Source organism: Mycobacterium sp. NGS35 (genome assembly GCF_059812855.1).
The window spans coordinates 900,502-925,766 of record NZ_JCALDL010000001.1 but is presented as its reverse complement, the minus strand read 5'-3'; the positions used below and the strand labels follow the sequence as shown (position 1 = coordinate 925,766).

The 25,265-nt window shown below is 67.0% G+C and carries 19 protein-coding genes, 1 tRNA gene and 1 pseudogene; 11 read left to right on the top strand and 10 right to left on the bottom strand.

Going from position 1 to position 25,265, the window contains the following annotated elements:
- Position 1: 1 nt before the first annotated feature.
- Positions 2–1,072 (bottom strand): NAD(P)H-dependent amine dehydrogenase family protein, encoded by a 1,071-nt coding sequence (locus tag AC5Y4C_RS04550; protein WP_499961915.1) that lies wholly within the window; start codon positions 1,070–1,072, stop codon positions 2–4.
- A gap of 104 nt (positions 1,073–1,176) precedes the next feature.
- Here AC5Y4C_RS04550 and AC5Y4C_RS04545 point away from each other — a divergent pair, with 104 nt between their 5' ends.
- On the top strand, positions 1,177–1,563 hold the full coding sequence (locus AC5Y4C_RS04545; protein WP_499961916.1) for an Rv0313 family protein: 387 nt from the start codon (positions 1,177–1,179) through the stop codon (positions 1,561–1,563).
- Positions 1,538–2,447 (top strand): annotated as a pseudogene (gene purU, locus AC5Y4C_RS04540) (formyltetrahydrofolate deformylase). Before AC5Y4C_RS04545 ends, purU begins: the two are co-directional and overlap by 26 nt.
- A gap of 6 nt (positions 2,448–2,453) precedes the next feature.
- Here the strand turns inward: purU and AC5Y4C_RS04535 are convergent.
- Positions 2,454–2,960 carry a hypothetical protein gene (locus AC5Y4C_RS04535; protein ID WP_499961918.1) on the bottom strand — a complete coding sequence of 169 codons (507 nt, stop codon included), beginning with the start codon at positions 2,958–2,960 and terminating at the stop codon, positions 2,454–2,456.
- Positions 2,961–2,970: 10 nt separating this feature from the next.
- On the bottom strand, positions 2,971–5,232 hold the full coding sequence (locus tag AC5Y4C_RS04530) for a glycoside hydrolase family 183 protein (RefSeq protein WP_499961919.1): 2,262 nt from the start codon (positions 5,230–5,232) through the stop codon (positions 2,971–2,973).
- A 626-nt stretch (positions 5,233–5,858) separates the two neighbouring features.
- Here AC5Y4C_RS04530 and AC5Y4C_RS04525 point away from each other — a divergent pair.
- Positions 5,859–6,524 carry a VldE C-terminal domain-containing protein gene (locus AC5Y4C_RS04525; protein ID WP_499961921.1) on the top strand — a complete coding sequence of 222 codons (666 nt, stop codon included), beginning with the start codon at positions 5,859–5,861 and terminating at the stop codon, positions 6,522–6,524.
- Between the two features lie 117 nt (positions 6,525–6,641).
- Here AC5Y4C_RS04525 and AC5Y4C_RS04520 read toward each other — a convergent pair whose 3' ends face one another.
- Entirely contained in the window at positions 6,642–6,920 is a 279-nt protein-coding gene (locus tag AC5Y4C_RS04520; RefSeq protein WP_500008054.1) for a WGxxGxxG family protein, read from the bottom strand.
- A 254-nt stretch (positions 6,921–7,174) separates the two neighbouring features.
- Positions 7,175–7,720, bottom strand: coding sequence for a TetR/AcrR family transcriptional regulator (locus AC5Y4C_RS04515; RefSeq protein ID WP_499905250.1), 546 nt, complete (start codon positions 7,718–7,720; stop codon positions 7,175–7,177).
- 187 nt (positions 7,721–7,907) lie between these two features.
- Between AC5Y4C_RS04515 and AC5Y4C_RS04510 the strand changes: the two genes are divergently transcribed.
- Positions 7,908–9,128, top strand: coding sequence for a cytochrome P450 (locus AC5Y4C_RS04510; RefSeq protein ID WP_499961925.1), 1,221 nt, complete (start codon positions 7,908–7,910; stop codon positions 9,126–9,128).
- Positions 9,129–9,220: 92 nt separating this feature from the next.
- On the opposite strand, the gene AC5Y4C_RS04505 is transcribed toward AC5Y4C_RS04510, so the two are convergent.
- Positions 9,221–9,294, bottom strand: a tRNA-Gly gene (locus AC5Y4C_RS04505).
- A gap of 153 nt (positions 9,295–9,447) precedes the next feature.
- Between AC5Y4C_RS04505 and dcd the strand changes: the two genes are divergently transcribed.
- From dcd to rfbA, 7 genes are all read left to right on the top strand, one after another.
- The gene (gene dcd, locus AC5Y4C_RS04500; protein ID WP_499961926.1) at positions 9,448–10,035 is read left to right on the top strand and encodes a dCTP deaminase; all 588 of its coding nucleotides are present in this window, start codon (positions 9,448–9,450) and stop codon (positions 10,033–10,035) included.
- A gap of 225 nt (positions 10,036–10,260) precedes the next feature.
- Complete coding sequence (locus AC5Y4C_RS04495) at positions 10,261–11,838, top strand: DUF7159 family protein (RefSeq protein ID WP_499961928.1); 1,578 nt, start codon at positions 10,261–10,263, stop codon at positions 11,836–11,838.
- A 74-nt stretch (positions 11,839–11,912) separates the two neighbouring features.
- Positions 11,913–13,247 carry a UDP-glucose dehydrogenase family protein gene (locus AC5Y4C_RS04490; protein ID WP_499961930.1) on the top strand — a complete coding sequence of 445 codons (1,335 nt, stop codon included), beginning with the start codon at positions 11,913–11,915 and terminating at the stop codon, positions 13,245–13,247.
- A gap of 5 nt (positions 13,248–13,252) precedes the next feature.
- Entirely contained in the window at positions 13,253–14,539 is a 1,287-nt protein-coding gene (locus AC5Y4C_RS04485) for a cytochrome P450 (RefSeq protein ID WP_499961932.1), read from the top strand.
- 1 nt (position 14,540) lies between these two features.
- The gene (locus AC5Y4C_RS04480) at positions 14,541–15,275 is read left to right on the top strand and encodes a maleylpyruvate isomerase family mycothiol-dependent enzyme (RefSeq protein WP_499961933.1); all 735 of its coding nucleotides are present in this window, start codon (positions 14,541–14,543) and stop codon (positions 15,273–15,275) included.
- Positions 15,276–15,289: 14 nt separating this feature from the next.
- Complete coding sequence (locus tag AC5Y4C_RS04475) at positions 15,290–15,658, top strand: nuclear transport factor 2 family protein (RefSeq protein WP_499961934.1); 369 nt, start codon at positions 15,290–15,292, stop codon at positions 15,656–15,658.
- A 9-nt stretch (positions 15,659–15,667) separates the two neighbouring features.
- Complete coding sequence (gene rfbA, locus AC5Y4C_RS04470) at positions 15,668–16,534, top strand: glucose-1-phosphate thymidylyltransferase RfbA (RefSeq protein WP_499905275.1); 867 nt, start codon at positions 15,668–15,670, stop codon at positions 16,532–16,534.
- Here the strand turns inward: rfbA and AC5Y4C_RS04465 are convergent, their stop codons facing one another.
- The 4 genes from AC5Y4C_RS04465 to AC5Y4C_RS04450 form a co-directional block, all read right to left on the bottom strand.
- Positions 16,535–17,827, bottom strand: coding sequence for a pyridoxal phosphate-dependent aminotransferase (locus AC5Y4C_RS04465; protein ID WP_499906304.1), 1,293 nt, complete (start codon positions 17,825–17,827; stop codon positions 16,535–16,537). It abuts the gene before it with no gap.
- Between the two features lie 22 nt (positions 17,828–17,849).
- Positions 17,850–20,708 (bottom strand): heterodisulfide reductase-related iron-sulfur binding cluster, encoded by a 2,859-nt coding sequence (locus tag AC5Y4C_RS04460; RefSeq protein ID WP_500008021.1) that lies wholly within the window; start codon positions 20,706–20,708, stop codon positions 17,850–17,852.
- Between the two features lie 102 nt (positions 20,709–20,810).
- Positions 20,811–23,297 carry an isoniazid response ATPase/transcriptional regulator IniR gene (gene iniR, locus AC5Y4C_RS04455; protein ID WP_499961937.1) on the bottom strand — a complete coding sequence of 829 codons (2,487 nt, stop codon included), beginning with the start codon at positions 23,295–23,297 and terminating at the stop codon, positions 20,811–20,813.
- Between the two features lie 7 nt (positions 23,298–23,304).
- Complete coding sequence (locus AC5Y4C_RS04450) at positions 23,305–25,179, bottom strand: Hsp70 family protein (protein ID WP_499961939.1); 1,875 nt, start codon at positions 25,177–25,179, stop codon at positions 23,305–23,307.
- Between the last annotated feature and the right edge of the window lie 86 nt (positions 25,180–25,265).

Below are 25,265 nucleotides of genomic sequence, written 5' to 3'. Positions count from 1 at the left end.
TTCAGCTGTGCGGCACGGTTCCTCGAGGCAGTGTGAGCGGCAGGTCGGCGTACGTCTTGATGCCCGGTGAGGCGGCGACGACGGCCGGGATTGCGTGGATCGCCGGCATCGCGGTGATGGTGTGCCCGAGGCTCATGAAGTCCGCCATGGTCTTGGCCTTCTCGAGGAAGTCCGGCGGCGGCAGGAACCCCACATTCATTGTCACGGTGGGCATTCCGTCGATGGTGATCTTCCACGGGTCGCCTTCGATCTTCCAGTCCGGATCGAGCGTCTGCCCCTTGCGCCATCGCACATTGAGGTCGACGACTGTTCTGCCGCCGATCCGTCCCTGCCAGCTGGCGAAGACGCCGGCCACGCAACCGGCGCTGATGGTCCACGAACCGAGGTCGAGGTCCTGGGTGGTCTTGGCGTACTCCGCTTCGCACACCACCTCGTCGAACTCGACGCCCAGTGCGTCGCCGACCAGCCGCACCGCCTCGGCGAACACCGCGGTGCCTTGTGCTGCCATGGGCTGCAGCTCGGGGTCGTCGATCGGCGTGCCGAAACCTACCGGAATCTCGGTCGCGGGGGAGTCGTAGAACGTGGTGTCGGACGCTTCGGCGATCGTGACCTTGTCCACGCGGCTACAGCCGGTGGCCGCGACGATCGCCAGCAGTTCGGCGAAGCCCGGGCTGACGCCGGAACCGAACATCGTCGAACCGCCTTGCCGGCACGCCTCCTCGATCCGGTCGCGGCCGGCGCCGAGGTTGTGTCCGGTGATGAACGACGCGGTGGACACCACGTTGACGCCGGCGGACAGGATGCGCACCAGTTCGTCGACGTCGATCCACATCGGGTTGTAGACCACGCAGTCGGGCTTCAGCGCGAGCAGCGCGTCGGCATCGTTGGTCGCGGTCACCCCCAAGGGTGCGATACCGCAGAGTTCGCCGACGTCGCGGCCGGCCTTGTCCTGCGACCATGCGTAGCAGCCGACGATTTCATAGTTCGGGTTCGCGGCGAGCGCCTCCACCGAACTCTTGCCGACGTTGCCTGTTGTCCACTGGACGATCCGATATGGCTTGGTGTTGAGCACTCGCACAGCATAGGCCAGCGGCAGTGCCGATGGACCGGATTGCGTAGCGCATCGAACCTGTTGAGCGCACACTGGAGCAAACACCGCTGCCGTCAGGAGGCGTCATGGGCAAGGATGGACCGTTCGGATTCGATCCCGACGAATTCGAGCGAGTGGTCCGCGAGGCGGGCGAGGGACTGCGCGACACCTTCGAACAGATCGGCAGGGTCTTCAGCCTCCCCGGTGAGCGTGCCGGCTGGTCGACGCTGTTCGACGAGTTCACCCGACCGGGTCGGCGCGGGCAGCCGGAAACCGCCGGCGAGACCGGCGACGGCGTCTGGGCCATCTACACCGTCGACGACGAGGGGGCCGCGCGCATCGAGCAGGTGTATCCCACCGAACTCGACGCGCTGCGCGCGAACAAGACCAACACCGATCCCAATCGCAAAGTGCGGTTCTTGCCGTACGGGATCGCGGTCAGCGTGCTTGACGCGACCGAAGAGTCGGCCTGAGGTACCCCGAGGGCCGGGTTCCCCTGCCCGTCAAGGACATCGGTCGGTTGCTGCTGCGGTGTGCCGACCGGCCCGGACTGGTGGCTGCCGTCAGCACATTCCTGGCGCAGGCCGGTGCCAACATCGTGTCGCTGGACCAGCATTCCACCGAACAGACGGATGGAATCTTCATGCAGCGCACCATCTTTCACCTGCCAGGGCTGTCCGCGGCCCGCGAGACGCTGGAACGGGAGTTCGCCGAGCAGGTCGCCACGAAGTTCGGCATCGACTTCCGGCTGACCGAGGCCGCCAAGCGCAAACGGGTGGCCATCATGGCGTCGAAGCAAGACCACTGCCTGCTCGACTTGCTGTGGCGCAATCGCCGCGGCGAGCTGGACATGTCGGTGGTGATGGTGATCGCCAACCATGCCGACCTGGCCGACGACGTGCGCCCGTTCGGCGTGCCGTTCATGTACATACCGGCCGCCAAGGAGATTCGGGAGCAAGCCGAGCAGCGCCAGCTCGAGCTGTTGCGCGGCAACGTCGACCTCGTGGTGTTGGCGCGCTACATGCAGGTGCTGACTCCGCGCTTCCTCGACGAGGTCGGCTGCCCGCTGATCAACATCCACCACTCGTTTCTGCCCGCGTTCATCGGTGCCGCACCGTACCGACAGGCCAAGGAGCGCGGCGTGAAAATCGTTGGCGCGACTGCGCATTACGTGACCGAGGAGCTCGACGAAGGCCCCATCATCGAGCAGGACGTGGTGCGCGTCGACCATCGGCACAGCGTGGACGATCTCGCGCGGCTGGGCGCGGACGTCGAACGCGCGGTGCTCTCGCGGGCCGTGCTGTGGCACTGCGAGGACCGAGTGATCCGGTACGGCAACCAGACGATTGTCTTCTGAGAAGGGTCAGCCGACCTTCTGCCACAGACAGACGCCGCTGAGCTCGATGGTGAACATCAGCGGCACAACGCGAAATCTCAGCGGCTGTCTGGGTTGGCCGGTCGCGACCTGCGGTGCGCCGACTGTGCCCGCGCTGACGACGCCGACTTGTTCAGCCTTACACGTGGTGTCCGGGTCTTGCGGGGTGGCAGTCCAATCGCCGGATTCGATCTCGCGGTTGGGCTGCCCTTCACCGTGCAGGATCATCTTCGGCCCGAAGCTGAACCAACGGTCACCGCTCGGGTAAGGGTCGTCGAACACCTGCCACTGAGAGCCGCCACTCGCTTGCCTGCGGCATTGCAGATAGGTGGTCACGCGCGCCTGGTAGTCGAGCAGCTGCGTCAGCGCACCGCTGAGGCTTTCCGCGCACGACGAACCTGGTTGTGGCACAAGGGGTTCAGCGTGTGCCGCTGGCGCCACGGCAACCGCGGCCACGACCGCTGATACCACCGCACTGCACTTGCGCTGCTTCATCGCCCGAAGGTCAGACCGAGAGCGCAGGGCTGGGAACCAGGTTCGTCCTGGTCAGATCGGTGCGCATCAGCCGCACCTCGTAGTTGTCCCACGTCGACAGATTCCAGTAAAGGTACTTCTGGTCCTCCGGTGCGAGGTTGGCCGTGCCCGACCATGGATGGATCATCGGGGCATACAGCCCTGGCATCTGCGCTGACGTGACCAATGTCGTTGGGGCCGACCATGTTCCCTGCGGAGTCGTCGCGGTGCGCACGACGATGTTGTTGTTTCCGTCGCCGTACATCATCACGTACTTGCCGAGGTACTCGTTGTACTGCACCGACATCTCGCTCACCGAGGGGGTCGTCTTGAATCCGAACAGCCCCAACAAGCCGGGGGCCGTCGTCTTCGGCAGGATTGCCGTGGCGGCCGAGGGCTTGTTGGCCACCCACGTCTTTCCGTTCCAGTACTCGTATCTGGTCTGGTCCAGGATCTCGGCCTCTTTGACACGCGACAGGTACACCGTTCCGGTACGTCCCGCCGGCGTTCCGTACGAGTAGACGTATCCGTCGTTCACCAACTGCCCGTTGGCATCCCGCACGGCCTGACCGTCCGCGCCGATCTGCACGCCCTTGACGTAGGCGCCCTGCTGGAAGTGCTGGTTACCGGACACGAAGGGCTTGCTGGCGTATCCATAGCCCGCGGGGCGGATGCTGGAATCGGCGACTTGCCATGTCTGGCCATTGTCGTCGGAGTACGCGATGCCCGAGTAGTTCGTCGTCCACTGGCCCGGCGCGCCCCACTTGCGCACGGACATGAAGTCCACGTACTGGCGGGTGTGGCCGTTGGCGTCGGTCACCGAGATGCCGGCGGTCGGGATGATCGTGGTTTCGGTGCCCTTGGCGTAGCCCTTGATGTTGTTGCGGTCGACGATCTCCTTCGGGTCGATGCCCTCCGGCGCGATCGTCGACGCACCGCTGAAGATGTCTCCCTTTACGCTGTTGGGCACGTACATGCCGTTGTTGAGGGTGGCGTCGGGAGTGCGCAACAACGTGTTCATCCGCCAGAAGCCGGTGCGCGCCGGGTACGGGTTTCCGAAGGTGTCGCCGAATGCGATCAGGACCTGGTGCTCGTTGACCGGCGTGGTGGGATCGTCCTTGATTCCGTTGTCCCACATGGTGCCAACGTCGGTGCCGCCGATGCCGAAGCGGACGTCGGTCTTGTTCAAACCGCCAGGCCCTGTCACGTATTCGATGAAGTCCGTGGTGGCGCTGATCGCCGTCGGCGTCTTCGTCGTCCCCGGATACGGGTCGACGGTGACGGCCGCAGTGGGCGCCATCAGAGCAGAGGTGGGCGTCGTATCGGTGAGCAATGCGGTGGTGACCGGCGCGCTGCTCGTCGTCATGACGCGCGCGGCCTCGGCGAACTTCTGCTCGGTCTCCCGGCGTGCTGCCAACGCGAGCAACGTCAACGCGATCGGACCTCCGACGGGACCGCCGGGGACGGTGCCGGCAAGTGGGCCGATGCCCAAGACCGACAAGGCGTTTGCGAGCACATTGGCGGTCGTCGGCGCCGCCGGCTTCGGCTCGGCCACGATCTGCGGCGCGGACGCCGGAACTGTCGCCGGAGCAGCCGACGCCTTCGACGCCTTGTACGCCGTCGTCAATGCCGTTGCAGCGAAGGTCAATTGGCGCTGGGGCGCAAGTGTGGTCGAGGTGATGTCATGAGCTGCACTGGTGACAGTGCGGGCGTCGACTGAGGCTGACGGCGACGTAAGTCCGCTGTTCGCAGTGTCAGGGGCGTCTGCCGTTGCGCCGTTGGACGACGATCGCTTCCGAAGCGCAACCTTGTCGCCGATGGTGAGCCGCGTCTTCGTCGGCGTCTGTGCCGCGGTGGGGGAGTCGGAGTCCTGCGACGGCGACTTCTGCGCGTCCTGCTGCGGGGTGAGTCCGGAGCGGATCTTACTGAACGTGTCGGCCACTCGGCTCAGCGTGTCGGTGATGCGCTGGCTGCTGAGTGCGCCGCCGGAGCTGACCACGTCACCCGGTTTCGCCGGCGGTGTCGCAGCAGACGAACCAAGACTGGTCTTCGATGTCGACGACGAATCGGTCTTTGTCGACTCCTGCGCGGTGGCCGCCGTGGGTTTCTTCGCCACGGTCCCACCGGATTCCGCAGCTGGGGTGCCTGTGCTGCCCTGACCGGAGTCGGATTGCGCGGATGCGTCAGAACCGGTCGGCGTGGCCGATGCCACCCCTTGACCGGTCACGACCGCGGCCCCGACGCCCAGCGCCACGGCCAATCCCCCTACGCGACCTATGCAAGCCGCAGCACCCATGATGTCCCCTCGATGATGCAGCCCCGACCCCGAAAAGGACTGTCTCACACCACAGCGGTGTTTGGTGTGAAAACAGTGACTTCGATCGGCGCTGTTCTACGATTCGTTGTTGCCCGCACCGCGCTGCCGCCGCGCAGTGCAGCAAGGCGTGCTCCGTTGAGCTGTGGAAGCGGCTTGCGGCAACGTCTGAATCGACTGTGGCTCTTGATGATTCGCTTGGGAGCCGAATTCGGTGCCGATGCCGTGCCGAGCAGCGTAATGAAAACGCCTGACGCATAGCGCATCCCCCAATGAGTCAGAGCAGGTTGAGATGCGCGGGGCCGGGGTGAAGTCCCCCAGGCGATCAACGGGTTCGAATTGCGGGCGGCCACGATGGCGTCGATGGCCAGGGCGTCGGTGGGGCGGCGTCTGAACGCGGACAGTCGGCAGCCAGCTGCGCGTCGTCTCAGACGTACTTCATCGCCTTTCCGGAAGTGCTGGGCTCTCAGCCGAAGGCCCCGGGTTCCGCTAGTGGCGGCCCGCTGCTGGATGGCGCGCCGTTATGAAATTGTGATAATGGCCCTTCACCTCGTATGGTGCTTGGCGTGGGCCGACACTCACTACCCAAGAGCCGACGGAAGCCGCCAGTCGGATTTGCGGCTTTCATTGCCCCGGCAGCCGTGCTTTTCGCCGCCGGGGGAGACATGCACACATCCGCCGCGAGCGAGACGGTCGAACCGGTAGTCGAGACTCCTGGGCGGTGCTGCGCGGAGATCGTCGCGGCGGCACCCATGGTGCGCGCGTCAGCGTCGCTGATCCAGGTGGCAGAGGCGGACCCGCCGGCTCAACCGGCAGCAGCGTCGAGATATCGGGTGGTTCAGTTACCGCAAGCGTTGCCCGCCGGAGTAGCACCTGAGCAGGGACTGCAGGTCAAGACGATCCTGACGGCCCGCAGCATCAGCGCGATATTCCCCGAGATTCACAGCATCGGCGGCGTGCGGCCGGATGCGCTGAGATGGCACCCCAACGGCCTGGCGCTCGACGTGATGATTCCGGACCCCAGCTCGGAGGAAGGGATCGAGTTGGGTAACCAGATCGTCGCGTACGTGTTGAAGAACGCCGATCGGTTGGGTATTCAGGACGCAATCTGGCGGGGTGTCTACTACACGCCGAACGGTCCGCAAGGAAGTGCGGCCGGCCACTTCGACCACGTCCACGTCACCACTATCGGCGGGGGTTACCCGACAGGCGACGAGATATACGTGCGCTGAGCTGCGGCTGTCGGACGTGCGACACCACATTCGACGCTTACGCCGATCGGCTGCGCTTGTTGCCCGAGCCGGGCTGCGCCGAATGTGGTGTCGCTACGTCGCTATGACGTGTGGCTCCTAGCGGACGCCGCCCCCGGGAGCGCCCGTCGTCCCGGTGGTTCCGGTGCCGCGGTAGGCGTCGTTTCGCCGCCGAAGGCCGAGCAGGCCACCCAGACCGAGCAGCCCGATAAGGCCCCACAGGCCGTTCTTACCGCTGTCGTTGTCGTTGTCATCAGCTGCCACATAGCTGGTGGTGGAAGCAGGAGCGGGTTCATTGGCCGTGGTGGCGTGCGCGATGCCCGCACCCCCGAACAGCAGTGCCCCCGTCGTGGACATGATTGCAATTGCTTTGCGCATGACGATGTTCCCCTCGTTGGTCATGAGTCGGTCAGCGGGACGAACTCGAAGCAGCTTCTTTACTTCATCCGCCATCAACGACGTATCTGACGTCGTGGCGGGTCCTATACCCAGGACGTCATCATTGCGAAACAATTGGTCTCGTTGTGCGCGGCAGTAGTGGATTCGCTCGGATCGCAAGGAGTTGGCCGTGAGTTGTGCCGACGTCGTGACAGCGACATGAGCCCGCCGCTCAAAAGGCCGAAGCCGCCCCGTCAGTTGAATGCTGGTGCGATGAAGCGCCGCACTATCTGGTGTTCCAGTTCGCTGTCGCCGATTGGCCAGACCGCCAGCGCCATGACGACGCGGACGATCCATTGGGCCGCCTGCGGGTCGTCGTCGGTTATGCCGGTGAGGTCGGCGGCGAGACGACCCAGCACCGGCGACGAAGGAAGCTCGGTCAGATCACGACCGGCGCTCAAGCCCATCATCATTTGGCGTATCGGATCGGATCGAATGTGTTCGAGTGCGACTGTGATTGCCTTTACCACTCGCTCTGCGCCACTCAGGTCTTTCACGGCACGTCGGACCGAGTCGACGATGCGGGCCGCCAGGCGAAGTAGAACGGCGTCGCGGATCTGGGCTTTGCCTCCGGCGTAGCGGTAAATAGTCGCCCGCGAACAGTGCACTCGTGCGGCCAAGGCGTCCATGTCGAAGGCGTCCAGTCCGTCCCGCAAGACGAGGTCGGTAGCCGCGGCATAAATTCGGTCTGCGGCTGCCGTACGCCGCTCGCCGCCAAGGAGCCAATCGTCTCGGGCCAACGGATCATTCCCTCCTAAAGGACGATCCATATCGTCTCAGACTTGAGACGAAACCAGCAGCAGATCTCAGCATTTATGCACGGTGGAGGATGCAACCTGAGACGGCCGCCATGCGAAGCGTCCAGGCTGGATTTCAACTTCTCCAGACTGGTTGACGCGCACTGTCGGAGCAGGTCAGCGTAGAGAAATGACGTCCGACAATGGCCAACTGGGCATTGAGTTGTTCGATGATGAGTGCATCCAAGACCCTTACCCTCTTTACCGGCGGATGTTGGACACAGCACCGGTGCATCAGATTGGCAATTCCGCTTTCTATGCGGTGTGCAGCTGGGATGCGGTTAACGACGCCATCGCTCGCCCCGAAGACTTTTCCTCGAATCTGACCGCGACGATGACCTATCAGCCTGGCGGCTCGGTGGGTGCTTTTGAGATGGAAGGGTTAGGCGGAAAGAGCCATGTGCTGGCCACCGCCGACGAGCCCGCGCATACGGCGCACCGGAAAGCGTTGCTTCCGCAACTGGCAGCGAAGCGTATTCGCGCCTTCGAGCCGTTCATCCGTGAAACAGCCGAGCGGCTCTGGAACGCCAACGTGCGAGACGGGCGCATCGAATGGATGGGCGCCATGGCAAACCGACTGCCAATGATGATCGTCGGGCGAATTATCGGCGTTCCAGACACTGACATCGACAAGCTCGTGCGGTGGGGATACGCGGCGACTCAGGTGGTCGAGGGCCTTGTCAGCCAAGACCAACTCAACGCTGCCGGCGTCGCCGTTATGGAACTCGCCGCATACATCACCGATCAGTTTCAGCAGGCCGCAGCGGACCCGCAGGACAACTTGCTCGGCGATCTGGCCACGGCGTGCGCGTCGGGTGAAATGGAAGAACTCACCGCTCAGGCGATGATGATAATTCTGTTCAGTGCCGGTGGCGAATCAACTGCATCGCTAATCGGTTCCGCTGCTTGGCTTTTGGCGACTCGACCCGATATCCAACAGCAGGTGCGCGAGCAACCGAAACTACTCGGCGCATTTCTTGAGGAGGTATTGCGCTACGAACCACCGTTTCGAGGCCATTACCGCCACGTCGTCAGCGACACGACGTTGTGCGGTGTAGAACTTCCGGCGGATTCGCACCTCCTGTTGTTATGGGGGGCGGCAAATCGCGATCCAGCCCACTTCGACGATCCCGATCGATTCCGACTAGACCGGTCCGGCGGAAAGGGTCACATCACGTTCGGCAAGGGCGCGCACTTCTGCCTCGGAGCCGCACTTGCGCGATTGGAAGCTCAGATTGTGATTGGTCAGCTCCTTGAGCGGACGTCAATGGTTGAAGCCGCCGAAACAGGGCGGTGGCTGCCGAGCCTCCTTGTGCGCCGCCTGGAAAGCCTCGAACTGGCCTGCGAATAGGCGGTCTTGTCGCCGACAAGGGACTTGCTCGGCGCACCCCCACACCGAGGGCCGACATTCGAATGGTTCAACCGCGTTTGCGCTGGTAGACGTGGAGCCGATGACGGGAATCGAACCCGCGTTCTCAGCTTGGGAAGCTGATGTTCTGCCATTGAACTACATCGGCGCTGGTGCTGACGAAGGATAGCAATCCCAGCGGCTCGCTCGCCGTTGACTGTGCCGGTAGGGCGCAAAAGTGCGAGTAGGGCGCGCCCTGAGCGCACAGTCAGCGGAGTTCTAGCGGGCGACCATGCCGCCACGCAGCCATTAGGCTCGACGAGTGCTGCTCTCCGACCGCGACATCCGCGCCGAGATCGACGCCGGCCGCTTGGCCCTCGACCCCTTCGACGACACGCTGGTGCAGCCCTCCAGCATCGACGTCCGGTTGGACAGCCTGTTCCGGGTGTTCAACAACACCCGCTACACCCACATCGACCCGGCCCTGCAACAAGACGAGCTGACGAGCCTCGTCGAACCGCTGCCGGGCGAGCCGTTCGTGCTGCACCCCGGCGAATTCGTCCTGGGTTCGACGCTCGAATTGTGCACTCTGCCAGATGATCTCGCCGGCCGCCTGGAGGGGAAGTCGTCACTGGGCCGGCTCGGCCTGCTCACCCATTCGACCGCCGGCTTCATCGACCCGGGCTTCAGCGGCCACATCACGCTGGAGCTGTCGAATGTCGCCAACCTTCCCATCACGCTGTGGCCCGGCATGAAGATCGGCCAGCTGTGCCTGCTGCGCCTCACCAGTCCGGCCGAGCATCCGTACGGCAGCGCCAAGGTGGGCTCGAAGTATCAGGGACAGCGCGGACCCACGCCGTCGCGCTCCTATCAGAACTTCATCAGCACATCGCCGGAACCCACTCAGTAGCGTGAACGCAGCCCGCGCTTCCATCGTGTATTACGAGTAGGGTTTATCCCGCAGGTTCTGCGGAGCCCAGCAAGTGCTGTCCACCGGTGACTTCGTCAAGATCAGCTAACGTCGGGGGATGTAACGCATCGGGCTGATCGTGCGATGAAGCCACTAGTTGACGAGCTTCTTGATGGATAACGCCCCAGCGGGCCTAAGCTAGATAGCAAACTAAATGGAGGGGCTGTGGACAGCGTACTTGGCGTGTCGATGACACCCACGACGGTCCGCATGGTGCTGGTCGAAGGCGATAAAGCCGACGGTCTCACCGTCGATCACGACGTCTTCGACATCACGGCAGCTGAGGGAGCAGCAAACTCGAGTGCGGCCGATCAGGTGATCTCTGCCATTCTCGGGACTCAGCAGAGTGCTCTGGCCGGCGGACACCGGCTGATCGCCACCGGCGTGACGTGGTCCGACCACAACGAGGCCAGCGCCCTGCGCGACGGCTTGGCCGCCCGCGGCATCGAAGACGTCATGCTCGTCTCCGAACTTCACGCGGCGGGCGCGCTCGCCCAGGCTGTCGGCCGGGCCGTCGGCTACGACAAGACCGCGCTGATGTTCGTCGAGCGCGACACCGCGACGTTGTCGGTGGTCGAGACGCGCGACGGCTCGATCGTCAAGGTGGTGAACCGCGATCTGCACAGCGCCGACGCCATGGCCGTCATGGCGGACATGGTCACCGATCTGGACAACCACGAGCCCCGGCCCGGCGGCCTGTTCGTCGTCGGCTCGGGCGTCGACGTCACCTCCGTCAAGGAACACCTCGAGCAGCTAGTGACGCTTCCCGTGAGCGCCCCTGAAGACTCTGAGATGGCGCTTGCCCGCGGCGCCGCGCTGGCAGCCGCCAGTGCACCGCGTTTCGAAGCGACGACGGTCGGGCTCGCGTACTCCCAAGATCCCGACGGCTTGCCGGCCGAGGACGCCTACCGAATCGACCCGGCGTTCGCGGCCACCCAGTTGCGGCCCGCCGGTGCCGTGGCGCCGGTAGTGGACGAGGACGTCGCCGCCGAAGACGAGACCCGGCGGCCATTCCTCCTCGTCGGCAGCACTCTGACAAGCATTTTCGTGGTGGGCGTCGTGGCGCTCGTCATCTCACTGGCGGTGAGCATCAGGCCCACCGTCGATCAGCGGCCGAGTCCCGGTGAGAGCATCGTCGTGCCCAGCACCGCTCAACCGGCGCCGCCCGTCGCGCAACCGGCACCCCCACCACCGGCTGCCCCGGCACCCGAAACCATCAAGGCTCCGGTGCCCGTCGCGCAGGAGGCGCCGCAGGCGCCGCGGACCGTGTTCGTCCAGGCACCTCAGGCAGCGGCACCGGCGGCCGCACCGCCACCTGCGGCCCCCGCGCCCGCTCCTGCCGCGCCACCGCCCGCACCGGTGCCGGCGGCGCCGGCGCCTGAGCCCGTGCCCGCTGCGCCGGCACCGGTGATCGCACCGCCGGTGGTTCTGCCGCCCCCGATCATCCAGTTGCCGTGGCCGCGACCGGTGTACCGCCCGCCGTGGTATCCGCAGCAGCCGCCTACCAGCGAGCCGCAGACCCCTCCGTGGACTCCGCCGTCGAAGCCGCGATGGACGCCGCCGTCGCAGCCGCCGCCGGACTCGGATTGGCAACCGCCCGTGAACATTCCGCAGCAGCAGTACCCCCCGGTCAACCAACAGCCGGCGACCCCGCAGCAGCCGCGCAATCAGCAACCGCAGCAACCGTCGGGCCCGGTCGGCGGTCCCCGCATGCCGTCGTGGCCGTACTGGCCCGGCAGCTGACACGTAACCTCCCGTTGTCCTGACGCTTGGTGTCCCGACGCGGTCAGCTCACCCCGGGCCGCTATACCGGGGGTATGCGGTGCACCGTCTTCGGCACGGGCTACCTCGGCGCCACTCACGCCGCCGGCATGGCCGAGCTCGGCCACGAGGTGGTCGGCGTCGACGTCGACCCCGGCAAGGTCGCCAAACTGAACAGCGGCGAGGCGCCGTTCTATGAGCCCGGACTGCGGAAAATGTTGCAGGATAACATCTCGGCTGGTCGGCTAAGGTTCACCACCGACTACGACGACGCCGCCGAGTTCGCCGACGTGCACTTCCTGGGTGTCGGCACCCCGCAAAAGAAAGGCGAATACGGTGCCGACCTTCGGCATGTCCACGCGGTGATCGACGCCCTGGTTCCTAGGCTGAGCCGGCCTGCCGTCATCGTCGGAAAATCCACTGTTCCCGTCGGTACGGCAGCCGAATTAGTCCGTCAGGCAACGCATTTGGCGCCTTGGGGCGTCGATGTGGAAATCGCCTGGAACCCCGAGTTCCTGCGCGAGGGGTTCGCCGTTCACGACACCCTGCACCCGGATCGAATAGTCCTTGGCGTGCAACAGGATTCGCAGCGCGCGAAGGCGGCGATCGAGGAGCTCTACGCACCGCTCATCGACGACGGTGTGCCGTTGCTGTGTACCGACCTGCAGACCGCCGAGCTCGTCAAGGTGGCGGCGAATGCCTTTCTGGCTACCAAGATCTCGTTTATCAACGCGATCTCGGAGGTGTGCGAGGCCGCGGACGCCGACGTCACTGTGCTCGCCGACGCGCTGGGCCACGACGCTCGCATCGGACGCAGATTCCTCAACGCCGGCCTCGGGTTCGGTGGTGGCTGCTTGCCCAAAGACATCCGCGCGTTCATGGCGCGGGCCGGCGAACTCGGCGCCAGCCAAGCCCTGACGTTCCTGCGAGAGGTCGACAGCATCAACATGCGCCGCCGCACCAAGATGGTGGAGCTCGCAACACGGGCCTGCGGCGGATCGCTGCTCGGGGCCAACGTCGCCGTGCTGGGCGCGGCGTTCAAACCCGAGTCCGACGACGTGCGCGACTCGCCCGCACTCAACGTGGCCGACATGCTGCAACTCAACGGCGCGGCCGTCAACGTCTACGACCCCAAGGCCGTGGAGAACTCGCGACGCATCTTCCCCACGCTGAACTACTCGACTTGCGTCACCGAAGCCTGCCAGCGCGCCGACGCGGTGCTGGTGCTCACCGAGTGGCCTGAGTTCGTCGACCTCGACCCGGCCGAGCTCGGCGACGTCGTGCACGCGAAAGTGGTTGTGGATGGCCGCAATTGCCTCGATGCCGCGCGGTGGCGTGCAGCGGGCTGGCGGGTGTTCGCCCTGGGAAGGCGAGTCCCCGGCGTAGCCTGATCGGCATGAGACAGAGGATTCGCTGGCTCGCGCTGCACGGCTTCGTCCGCGCGCTGGCGTCGATCGGGTTGCGCAGCGGCGATCCGCAGGCTCGGATGATCGCCGATCCTGCTGTGAGGGCCGACCCCATCGCGTTCATCGAGGAGCTACGCTCCCGCGGCCGCATTGTCAAAGGCCGCGCGGTCTATTTGACCGTCGACCACGAGATCGCCCATGAACTGCTGCGCTCGGACGACTTCCGCGTGATCGAGCTCGGCGGTAACCTGCCCAAGCCCCTGCGCTGGATCAACCAGAAGACCAAGACCGGCCTGCTGCATCCGCTGGAGCCGCCGTCGCTGCTGTCGGTCGAGCCGCCCGAACACACCCGCTACCGCAAGCTGGTGTCGTCGGTGTTCACCACCCGCGCGGTGGCCGCGCTGCGCGACCGCGTGGAAGAAACCGCCAAGGTGCTCCTCGACGACCTCGGCGAAACGCGCGGCGTCGTCGACATCGTCGCGCGGTACTGCTCACAGCTGCCGGTCGCCGTCATCGGCGACATCCTGGGCGTGCCCGACGAAGACCGCCCGCAGATCCTCGAGTACGGCGAGCTCGGTGCGCCGAGCCTGGACATCGGATTGTCGTGGAAGCAGTACAACCAGGTGTACCAAGGCGTCTCCGGTTTCAACGCGTGGCTGGCCGACCACCTCGAGAAGCTCCGCCGCAATCCCGGCGACGACCTGCTGAGCCAGCTCACCCTGGCCGCCGACGAGGACGGCCGGCTCACCGACCGCGAGCTGCAAGCCACCGCCGGCCTGGTGCTGGCCGCGGGCTTCGAAACCACAGTCAACTTGCTGGGCAACGGAATTCGCATGCTGCTGGAGAACCCCCAACACCTCGCCACGCTGGCGGCACGCCCGGAGTTGTGGCCCAATGCGGTCGAGGAGATTCTGCGGCTGGATTCCCCGGTGCAGTTGAGTGCGCGGGTCGCACGGCGCGACGTCGAGATCGCGGGCACGACGATCCCGCGCGGCGAGCTGGTGGTGATCTATCTGGCCGGTGCCAACCGCGACCCGGCCGTGTTCGACGACCCACACCGCTTCGACATCGAGCGGCCGAACGCCAACAAACACCTGTCGTTCTCCAGCGGCAGACACTTCTGTTTGGGCGCCGCATTGGCCCGCGCTGAAGGTGAAGTGGGCCTGCGCTCGTTCTTCGACCGCTACCCCAACGCGCGGCTCGCCGGCAGCGGCAGCCGCCGCGATACCCGGGTGCTGCGCGGCTGGGCGTCATTGCCGATCATGTTGGGTGCCTGAAATGGATTTCGCCGCATCGCTTCTCGACGAGGACGCCGCGTTCGCCGAGGTGCTGCGTACTGCCGATCCCGCGACGCCGGTGCCAACCTGCCCAGGCTGGACACTCAAGCACCTGCTGCGGCACGTGGGGCGCGGGCACCGATGGGCCGCGCAGATCGTCGCCGAACGGCGCGCAGAACCTCTCGATCCCCGTGAGGTGCGCAACGGCAAGCCGCCCGACGATCCCGACGGCGCGGCGGACTGGGTGCGCGGTGGCGGCCAAGAGCTGCTCGACGCGGTGTCCAGTACCGGCGGCGACACCGAGGTGTGGACGTTTCTGGGTCCGCGTCCGGCAGCGTGGTGGGTCCGCCGTCGCGTCCACGAAGTGGCCGTGCACCGCGCCGACGCGGAACTGGCGCTGGGCCGCGAATTCCGGCTGCCGACCGATGTCGCCACCGACTGCCTGACCGAATGGCTCGAGCGGGTGGTGACCCGGGCCGGAGGCGACCACATGCCGCTGGCCGACGGACAGTCGCTGCACCTGCACGCCGCAGAAGGTGGCGAATGGACGATCAGTGAGGGCGGCGGCACACTGCGGCTCGATCAGCAGCACGCGAAATCCACCGTCGCCGTGCGCGGCGACGTCACGTCGCTGCTGCTGGCGATCACCCGCCGCATCCCCGCCGATGATCAGCGGATCCAGGTCTTCGGCGACGACCAGGTCTGGCGGGGGTGGCTGGACCGCACCCCGTTCTGAGCTACGGTCCAGTCATGACCGTTTCGGAGATCGCGACCGTCCTGGCGTGGCACGACGCTCTCAATGCGCAGGATCTCGACACGCTGGTGGAGTTGTCCACCGGCGACATCGAGATCGGCGACGCGCACGGTGCTGTGCAAGGCCACGAGGCGCTGCGCAACTGGGCGTCGTCCAAGGGATTTCTCGTCGAGCCCGGGCGGATGTATGTGCACGACGGCGTCGTCGTCGTCGAGCAGCACGTTGGTGACGCTGGTTCCCCGCAGGTGACGGCGTCGGCGTTCCGGGTGGTGCACGACAAGGTGACGTCGGTGTTCCAGCACGATGACCTGAAGTCAGCGCTGGCTGCCACCGAGCTCACCGAAGACGACCTGGCCGACCTGTAGGGGCGGCAGATGCGCGGCATCATCCTCGCGGGCGGCGCGGGCACCAGGCTGTACCCGATCACGATGGGTGTCAGCAAGCAGTTGCTCCCGGTGTACGACAAGCCGCTGATCTACTATCCGCTGTCCACGCTGATCATGGCCGGCATCCGCGACATCCTGGTGATCACGACGCCGGCCGATGCTGCCGGGTTTCAGCGGCTGCTGGGCGACGGCTCGGCGTTCGGTATCCACATCAGTTACGCCGTGCAGCCTCGTCCCGAAGGATTGGCACAGGCTTTCGTCATCGGCGCCGAGCACATCGGCAACGACACCGTCGCGCTTGTGTTGGGGGACAACATCTTCTACGGGCCGGGCCTGGGCACCAGCCTGCGACGCTTCCAAAACGTCAGCGGCGGAGCGATTTTCGCGTACTGGGTGGCTAACCCGTCGGCGTACGGGGTGGTGGAATTCGGCGCCGACGGCACCGCTGCGTCGCTGGAAGAAAAACCCGCGACACCGAAATCGCACTACGCGGTGCCCGGGCTGTACTTCTACGACAACGACGTGGTCGAGATCGCACGATCGCTGCGGCCGTCGGCCCGAGGCGAATACGAGATCACCGAAGTCAACCAGGCCTACCTGAACCGCGGGCAGCTCTCCGTGGAGGTGCTGGCTCGTGGCACCGCCTGGCTGGATACCGGGACCTTCGATTCGCTGCTGGACGCCAGCGACTTCGTACGCACCATCGAACGGCGACAAGGCCTGAAGGTCAGCGTGCCCGAGGAGGTGGCGTGGCGCGTCGGCTTCATAGACGACGAGCAGTTGTACGCGCGGGCCAACCAGCTACTCAAATCCGGCTATGGCGCTTATCTGCTGGAACTGCTTGAGCGGAAATGACTACTGCCGGTAGCTGACCAAGAAGTTGCCGAGGCGCTCGATGGCCGCGGCGAGATCCCGCGCCCACGGCAGCGTGACGATGCGCAGATGGTCGGGCGCCGGCCAGTTGAAGCCCGTGCCCTGCGTGACCAGGATCTTCTCCTGCAGCAACAGGTCCAGCACCAGCTGCTCGTCGTCGACGATGTCGTACACCTCGGGGTCAAGCCGCGGAAAGGCATACAGGGCACCCTGCGGCTTCACGCACGACACCCCGGGGATCTCGTTGAGCTTCTGCCACGCCACGTCGCGCTGTTCGAGCAACCGCCCACCCGGCAGCACCAGATCCTCGATGCTCTGATGCCCGCCGAGGGCCACCTGAATGCCATGTTGCGCAGGCACATTCGGGCACAAGCGCATGTTGGCCAGCAGGCTGATGCCCTCCAGGAAGCTGCTCGCATGCTCCTTGGGTCCCGTGATCGCCAGCCAGCCGGCCCGGTAGCCGGCCACCCGGTAGGCCTTCGAGAGCCCATTGAAGGTGAGGCACAACAGATCCGGCGCCACCGACGCCATGCAGATGTGCTTGGCGTCGTCGTAGAGGATCTTGTCGTAGATCTCGTCGGCAAGCAGCAGCAGTTGGTGCTTGCGCGCCAGATCGGCCATCTGCTCGAGCACTTCGCGGCTGTACACCGCGCCGGTCGGGTTGTTCGGGTTGATCACCACCAGCGCCTTGGTGCGCTCGGTGATCTTCGCCTCGATGTCAGCGACATCGGGCTGCCAGCCCTGCGTTTCGTCACACAGGTAGTGCACGGGGGTGCCGCCGGCCAGTGACGTGGACGCCGTCCACAGCGGGTAGTCAGGAGCGGGGATGAGAACCTGGTCGCCGTTGTCCAGCAACGCCTGCAGCGTCATCGTGATGAGCTCAGAGACGCCGTTGCCTAGGTAGACGTCGTCGACGTCGAGCCGGGGGAACCCCTCGACGAGTTCGTAGCGCGTGACCACCGCCCGCCGCGCCGGCAGAATCCCCTTGGAGTCCGAATAGCCCTGCGCGTGGGGCAATGCCTGGATGATGTCGCGCATGATGACGTCCGGCGCTTCGAAACCGAACGGCGCAGGGTTGCCGATGTTGAGCTTCAGGATGCGGTGGCCCTCGGCCTCCAGGCGCGACGCGTGCTCGTGCACCGGCCCGCGGATCTCGTAGAGAACGTCCTGCAGCTTGGTCGACTGCGTGAACGTGCGCTGCCGGTCGTGATGACCGGTGGCCTGCCACGGGACCTGGTGAGTAGTCACGTCCACCATGGTGCCATTGGCGTCCAGCGCATTTCGCCGCTCGCCCGGATCACCGTTTGCCGGGCGGCCGGGCACCGCGGGCAATGCCGAGGCCCTTAGCCGGAGGCGTCGGCGCGCTGCCATTGCCGTCATCAGCGGGCTTCGATTGCTCGGTGTCCGCAGGCTTGGGCTGCTCAGGCTCCGACTGCTGAGCCGGAGCCGACGGAGCCGAGGCCGCGGGCGCGCTCGTCTTCCTGGCGCCGGGCCGCTTGGCCCCAGCCGCGATGCCGAGCCCCTTGACCGGCGCCGGCTCAGCCTTGGCTTGATCGGGCGCCGCGTTCGCGGGTTGAGTGACCTCGGTGGCGGGCTGCTCCTCGGACGCCTGCTCGGCCGGCTGCTCGGCGGTCGGTGCGGCCTTCTTGGCGCCCGGCCGCTTGGCGCCGGCGGCGATGCCGAGTCCCTTGGCAGGCGCGGCTTGGGTTGTCGCCGACGGCTTTTCGGCAGCAGGCGCCGGCGCGGACTTCTTGGCGCCGGGGCGCTTGCCGCCTGCGATACCCAGCCCGGTGACCGGCTTGGCTTCCTTGGTTCCCGACGGTGCGGCTGCGGCTGGTGCCGACGGCGCTGCCGCAGGAGCCTCGGCCGCCGGGGCCGCAGCCTTCTTCTTCTTCTCTTCGGGAGAGCGCTTCGGCGGCAGCGTGACAGTGCTCTTGTCCAGCGACCCCAGCAGCAGCTGAGCCACGTCGAGCACCTCGACGCCTTCACCCTTGCCCGACTCCTGACGGTCGGTGAGGCCGTCGGTCATCATGACGCGGCAGAAGGGGCAGCCCGTCGCGATCTTCGCGCCGTCGGACACCGTCATCAGCGCCTCGTCGACGCGCTCGTGGTTGACCCGCTTGCCGATGTGCTCTTCCATCCACATCCGCGCGCCGCCCGCGCCGCAGCACAGCCCGGTCTCGGCGTGGCGCGGCATCTCCTTGAGCGTGACGCCCGACGCGCCGATCAACTCGCGCGGCGCCTCGTACACCTTGTTGTGCCGGCCGAGGTAGCACGGGTCATGGTAGGTGACGTCCTGGCCGTTTTCGCCGCCCACCGGCTTCACCGGAACCAGCTTCTTGTTCCGCACCAACCGGTTCAGCAGCTGGGTGTGGTGCAGCACGGTGTAGTTGGCGCCGAGCTGGCGGTATTCCCGGCCGAGGGTGTTGAAGCAGTGCGGGCAGGTGACGACGATCTTGCGGTCGACGGTCTCGACGCCCTCGAACACGCCGTTGAGCGTCTCGACCGCCTGCGCGGCGAGCTGCTGGAACAAGAACTCGTTGCCGGAGCGGCGTGCCGAGTCGCCGTTGCAGGTCTCCTCGGCGCCGAGCACCAGGTACTTCACCCCGGCGATCGACAGCAACTCGGCGACCGCCTTGGTGGTCTTCTTGGCGCGGTCCTCGAACGCGCCGGCGCAGCCGACCCAGAACAGGTACTCGTAGCCGTCGAAGGACTCCGCGTCGACGCCGAACACCGGCACGTCGAAGTCGACCTCGCTGATCCAGTTGAGCCGGTCGGAGGCGTTCTGGCCCCACGGATTCGACTTCGTCTCGAGGTTCTTGAACAGCACCGACAGCTCGGACGGGAACTCCGACTCCATCATCACCTGGTAGCGGCGCATGTCGACGATGTGGTCGATGTGCTCGATGTCCACCGGGCACTGCTCGACGCACGCTCCGCACGTGGTGCACGACCACAAGACGTCGGGGTCGATGACGCCGAGCTGCTCGGCCGTCCCGACCAGCGGGCGCGTCGCCTGCAGCGGCGACTCCGGCGGGACCCGCCCGAACCCGGACTCCGGCACGTGATGCACTTCCTCGTGGCGATCGCCGGCCAGCTTCTCGGAGAGGCCACCTTCGGGTGTGCTCTCGTCAGGCGTGACTTTGTCGCCGAGGATGTAGGGCGCCTTCGCCATCCAGTGGTCGCGCAGGTCCATGATCACGAGCTTGGGGGACAACGGTTTTCCGGTGTTCCACGCCGGACACTGCGACTGGCAGCGCCCGCACTCGGTACAGGTGGCGAAGTCCAGCATGCCCTTCCAGCTGAAGTCCTCGATCTTGCCGCGACCGAGGGTGGCGTCCTCCGGCGGATCCTCGAAATCGATTGGCTTGCCCTGGTATTCGATCGGCAGCAGCGGCCCGAGCCCGTTGGGCAGGCGCTTGAACGTCACGTTGATGGGCGCCAGGAAGATGTGCAGGTGCTTGGAATGCAGCACGATGATCAAGAACGCCAGCATCACGCCGATGTGCAGGAGCAGCGAAACGGTCTCCATGTATTCGTTGCCGCTGTGCCCGAGCGGTGACAGCACCTTGCCCATGGCGTGGGAGAAGAACGCCGCCCAGTTGTACGGCAGGTTTCCGTTGTTCACCGACGAGCCGCGGAACAGCGCGTACGTCCAGATGACGTTGAAGATCATGAACAGGATCAGCCACGCGCCGCCGAGGTGGCTGCCGTAGAACCGCGAATCGCGACCGTGCTCCTTGGGTCCTTGGATCAGCCGGATGATCGCGAACGTGGTGATGCCCAGCAGCACGGCCAGCGCGAAGAAGTCCTGCAGGAAACCCAGAACCGGCCAATGGCCGATGATCGGGATCGCGAACTTCGGATTGAACAGGACGCCGTAGGCCTCGATGTAGACCGTCAGCAGGATGAAAAAGCCCCACATCGTGAAGAAGTGGGCCAGGCCGGGAATCGACCACCGCAGCAGCCGCGTCTGCCCGAAGACCTCCTCGACCTGCGTCCAGATCCGCCTGCCCAGGTTGTCGGTGCGGCCACTGGCCGGCTGACCCGATCGCACGAGAGTGAACAGCCACCACACCCGGCGCGCCGCAAACACCAAAACCAGCGCCGTCAACCCCAGGCCAACCACGAGCCTGATCACCTGCTGAGTGTCCACGCGCGCCGCCTCCCCAGCTTGCTACTGGTCAGTAACTTGTCTTTCTTGCCTGCTCATAGTGACATCTCGGCCGCTACGGGCGCGACAAAGGTTGACCTAACCTCAGGGCTGCGGCGCCAGCATCGCCCGCAGCATCGACAGCAGCTCGGAGCGGGATTCAGCACCCAGGCGCCGTCGTATCCGGGCGACGTGGTGTTCGACGGTCTTGGCGGAGATGAACAGCTGATTGCCGATGTCGCGGTAGGGCATGCCCAACAGCAACAGCTCGGCGACCTCGCGTTCGCGCTCGGACAGCCGCGCCGAGTCCCGCGCCGCGGGACGCGCCGGCTCGACAGCGCGCTGCTGCGACGGTGTTACCGGCTGCTCGTCGAGCGCAGCGCTGGCCTTGAGATCGCGCGCCAGCTGCAGCATCGCCCCGGATACGCGGGCGTCGGGCGCCTGCAAAGCCGCCTGGCTGGCCAGCCGCGTGCCGTCGGCGGTGTGGCCGTACTGCGCCAGACCGCGCGCAGCCGCCGTGACTTCGGCCAGTTCGACCTGATTGGCCAGCACCCGCAGCCAGACCCGCCCGGCGCCGGCCAGCACTTTCGCGAACGGGCTGGTCGCTGCGGCCGCGGTCAGCGCCTGCCCGTGGGGTGCCACCGCATCCGGCGAGTTGGCCAGGATGCCGGCGTGCACGCCCGACCAGTGCAAGGGCACCGACCACAGCACCGGCTTGCCGAGCCGCTCCAGAAGCTCTAGAGCCTGCTCGACGGCGTAGCGGATCCGCTCGAGCTGCCGCAGCCGTGCCGCGGCCACCCACAGCTCGCCCAGCGGCAGCAGCGAGAACAGGTCGATCGTGTACTCGGCCAGTACTTCCATCGCGGTGTACCAGTGCCGCTGAAGTGCGCCACTGTCGCCGGTGCGCCGCGCCAGCCCGGTGCGCAGTGCGGCGGCCCATAACGCATCCCGGCGGTGCAGCACGGCATCGTCGACGGTCACTTCGGCGCTCGCGGACGCGAGCTGCCCGTCGAGCATTTTCGTCCAGGCCAGCAGCAGCCGGTGCCGGTGCTCGGCGTGCGGCGCACTGCCGTCCTGCAGCGCGCGGGTGAGCACGCTGCGTGCGCGGACCGGATCGCCGGCATGCAACGCCGTCAGCGCGACGAGGGCCGCCGGCGTATCCGGCGTGACGAAACGGGCCGACGAGCCGGCGGTCAGCGACTGCCCGAGCTTGGCGACCGCCACGGTGAACGGCTGGTCCAGTGTCTGCAGCAGGCCTTCGGCCAGGCTGCGGGCGGCTCGGGCGGCGGCGGTGGGCGGACCGCCGGCCGGGGCTGTTATCGACCCGCGGGCGGCCGCGGCGTCGCCCGCGCCCAGCAGCACCACCGCGCCGGCGGAGCTGACCACCGCGTCGGGGTGCGGCCCGAGCCAGCGGTACAGCTCGGCGGACTGGTCGGCGTTGCCGTCATGGGCAGCTACCGACGCGGCGATGCGGACCGCGGCGGCACGCTCGGCGGGGTCGTCGGACGAGAGCAGGTCGTCGGCGAGCCGGCCGGCCGTCGCGCAGTCTCCGGTCAGCGCCAGCGCGTCGGCAAGCCGGGCCGTGAGCCGCGACGCGCCGGCGTCGACGGCGGCGCGGTACAGCCGGGCCGCGGCGGCGCGGTCGGGTGAGCGCTCGGCGTAAGTTTCCAGCACCGTGGCCAGCCGCTCGTCGCGCATGCCGTGTTCGGCGAGCCGCAACGCCAAGTCCGCCGGCAGCGTCGACAGCTCCAATTGTGTTGTGAGCAAAGCCTTTTCGACGTCGTGGTGGCGTGCTGCACCGACGATCTGCGTGACCGCGCGGTGCACCGACCGCAGAAACGCCGGGCTGTGGGAGGGCTCGAGGAGTCCGCTGCCTCGGGCCCGGTCGACCAGCCGCTGAGCGTCGTCGGTGCTGATGCTCAGCGCGGCCGCCAGGTCAGCGGCACCGAGGTCGGGGCTCAGCGATCCGATCAGCAGCGCCTCGAGGACGGGCTCGTCGACTGCGCGCAGCCGGTCGATCAGCGCGAACCGGGCGGACTGGGCGATCGCGATGGCGGGTGAGGCGTCGTCGCCCGGGCGGCTCAGCGCCGCCCGCACCAGAAACGGCAATCCGGCGGTCGCGGCCATCAGAGCGCGAACCACCTCGGCGGTCGGCGGCGCGCCGAGGGCCGCTGTGGCCAGGCGGTGCAGCTCCTGGGGCGGAAGCGCACCGAGCAGCACCGCCGGACGCTCGCGTTCGATCGCCATGGTGAGCGTGCGAAGCGCAGCCGAATGTTGATACGGCTCGGTGGCGACGACGACGGTCGCGCACGGATCGTCGACCCGCTCGGCGAGGGTGGTGAGCTGCTGGTGCGTAAGCAGGTGCGCGTCGTCGACGACGATCGCCGTGGCACTCCGATGCACATCCGGACGGGAGGCGACGTCGATGCCGCCGGCCCGCAGCGCAGTGCGGATCGCGGTCAGTGTGGCGGTTTTCCCGGTGCCGATACCGCCCACGACGACGGCCTTGACGGGGTCGGTCGGGTTGGTGGTGACCGCGTCAACGAGCTCGCGTGCCTGGGGCGGCAGCTCGTGCAACGCCGGCTGGTCCATCGGGCTGTCAGGGGCTGACCGGCGCTGTCGCGCTGAGCTGCGGCCTCGGTGTATTGGGCGCCAACTGAGCCGACGTGGGCGCGGACTGGTTGCTGACCGCTGAGGTGGGCGGCGCCGCGCTGGTGGTGGGCGGTCGCGTCGTCGTGGTGGGCGGTCGCGTGGTGGTGGTCGGCGGCTGCGTCGTGGTAGTGGTCGGCTGGGTGGTGGTCGTGGTGGTCGGCTGCGTGGTGGTGGTCGTGGTCTGCGTCGTGGTCGTGGCCGAGGTGGTGGTCTCCGACGTCGTGGTGTCGGGCGGCGAACTCGGTGGGGTGGTGGCCGACGGCGGCGGCGTGACGACGGTCGGGCTACCGTCCGTGCCGGTGAACGTCACCGTGTCGGTCAGCGGCGCGCCCGGGGATTCGGGGTTGGTGGTGGCCGGCACCGTCGCCGTGTGAGTGCGCGTCGAGCGCATCGGGCTGGACTCGCTGGTCAGCGTCCACACCAGGCCGCCTGTCAAGACCAGCACCGTGACCAGTGCCGCCGCGAACAGCACCTGGGGCCGCCGGTACCAGGGCAACGGCTCCTCTGCCTCATGCGGACCCTCGGGCGGAGGAGCGAACTCGAGTTGCGGCCGCGCGCTGGTGGGCTCCGGCTCGTAGGCGTACTGAGCGCCGGTATAGGGCGCCGGTTCGTCGCCGCCGGCATCTTCCGACCACGCGAGCGCACGGAACGTGGCCGACGCGGCGCCGTCGGCGGCCGACTCCTTGGCGGCTGCGCCGGCAGCCCCGGCGGCCCACGCGGCGGCGGCCATCCCGGTGGGCGGTTCGGTGGCCGCAGTCGCCAGTCCGGTCGGCGCGTCGCCGCCCGGCCCGCGGGTGGCCAGCAGCGCAGCGCCCGCCGCAGTGTTCAGTGCCGGCCGCGGCGTGGTGACCACCGGCACGCGGAACTGCTCCGAGAGCCGCTGGGTGATCAGTGGGATCGCGGCGCCGCCACCGACAGTGGCGACCGCCGACAGCGACGCGGCGGGAATTCGGTTGCGGCCCAAGAGTTCTTCCAGAGCGGCGAGTACCCCGGCCAGCGGGCCGCTGATCAGGTTCTCGAGTTCGGCGCGGGTGACGCGGATATCGGAGTCATAGCCGGGAAGTTCAGCCGACAGGTCGGTGGCGGTGTCAGCAGACAGCCGCTCCTTGGCGTCGCGGCACTGTTCGCGTAGCCGAGTGAGCGCACCGACGGCGGTGGTGCCGGCCGGGTCGGCGCCGCTGGACTGGTTGATGTCGGAGAGCACATGGGTGAGCAGCGCCTGGTCGATCGCAGCGCCGGAAAATTCGGTGTAGCGCAGGCTTTCGTCGATGGGCTGGAAATCGTTGGCGGCGTCGGCCAGCGTGATGCTGGTGCCGCTGCCGCCGAAATCGAGCAACGCGACGATTCCGCTCGCCGGCAATCCCGGGCTGGTCGCCAACGCGGCCAGCGCGGCCACGGCGTCGGACACCAGCACCGGCGGCACGCCGCCCGCCGACAGGTTGGGCTTGGTGCGCAGCGCCCCTCGCAGCGCGCCCAGCACCGCCGGACCCCAGTGCGCGGGCACAGCGATGGTGACCTGTGAGGCGGCCGAGCCGTCGCCGACGGTCTGCGCCATGGCGTCGAGGGCCTCGACGAGCAGCCAGTCGGCGCGGTAGGTGGTCCCGTCCGGCGCCACCAGAGGCACCGGATCACCGACGCGTTCGACGAAGCCGGACAGCACCAGACCTGGTTCGGCCGCGTTCGGGTTCTCGACCGGCACGCCCACCTCGGGGGCGCGGTGCGGATAGAGCGTCAACACCGCGCGGCGCGTGACCGGCGCAGCGCCGACCCGGGCCGCGACCAGGTTGGTCATCCCGATGGACAGCCCAAGGGAGTCGGTCATCTCGAAGGGTCCTTGTCGTCGACACGGTTCAGTGGCAGCGTCGGCGGCCGTTCCTCACGATAGCGGCGCCGGGGAGGGGTCGTCAT

What these genes read in the sequence shown, in the direction of transcription:
- AC5Y4C_RS04545 (WP_499961916.1), top strand. Translation starts at nt 1,177, where the DNA reads ATGGGCAAGGATGGACCGTTCGGATTCGATCCCGACGAATTCGAGCGA.
- AC5Y4C_RS04535 (WP_499961918.1), bottom strand. Translation starts at nt 2,960, where the DNA reads ATGAAGCAGCGCAAGTGCAGTGCGGTGGTATCAGCGGTCGTGGCCGCG.
- AC5Y4C_RS04520 (WP_500008054.1), bottom strand. Translation starts at nt 6,920, where the DNA reads ATGCGCAAAGCAATTGCAATCATGTCCACGACGGGGGCACTGCTGTTC.
- AC5Y4C_RS04510 (WP_499961925.1), top strand. Translation starts at nt 7,908, where the DNA reads ATGACGTCCGACAATGGCCAACTGGGCATTGAGTTGTTCGATGATGAG.
- AC5Y4C_RS04490 (WP_499961930.1), top strand. Translation starts at nt 11,913, where the DNA reads ATGCGGTGCACCGTCTTCGGCACGGGCTACCTCGGCGCCACTCACGCC.
- AC5Y4C_RS04485 (WP_499961932.1), top strand. Translation starts at nt 13,253, where the DNA reads ATGAGACAGAGGATTCGCTGGCTCGCGCTGCACGGCTTCGTCCGCGCG.
- AC5Y4C_RS04480 (WP_499961933.1), top strand. Translation starts at nt 14,541, where the DNA reads ATGGATTTCGCCGCATCGCTTCTCGACGAGGACGCCGCGTTCGCCGAG.
- AC5Y4C_RS04475 (WP_499961934.1), top strand. Translation starts at nt 15,290, where the DNA reads ATGACCGTTTCGGAGATCGCGACCGTCCTGGCGTGGCACGACGCTCTC.
- rfbA (WP_499905275.1), top strand. Translation starts at nt 15,668, where the DNA reads ATGCGCGGCATCATCCTCGCGGGCGGCGCGGGCACCAGGCTGTACCCG.
- iniR (WP_499961937.1), bottom strand. Translation starts at nt 23,297, where the DNA reads ATGGACCAGCCGGCGTTGCACGAGCTGCCGCCCCAGGCACGCGAGCTC.
- AC5Y4C_RS04450 (WP_499961939.1), bottom strand. Translation starts at nt 25,179, where the DNA reads ATGACCGACTCCCTTGGGCTGTCCATCGGGATGACCAACCTGGTCGCG.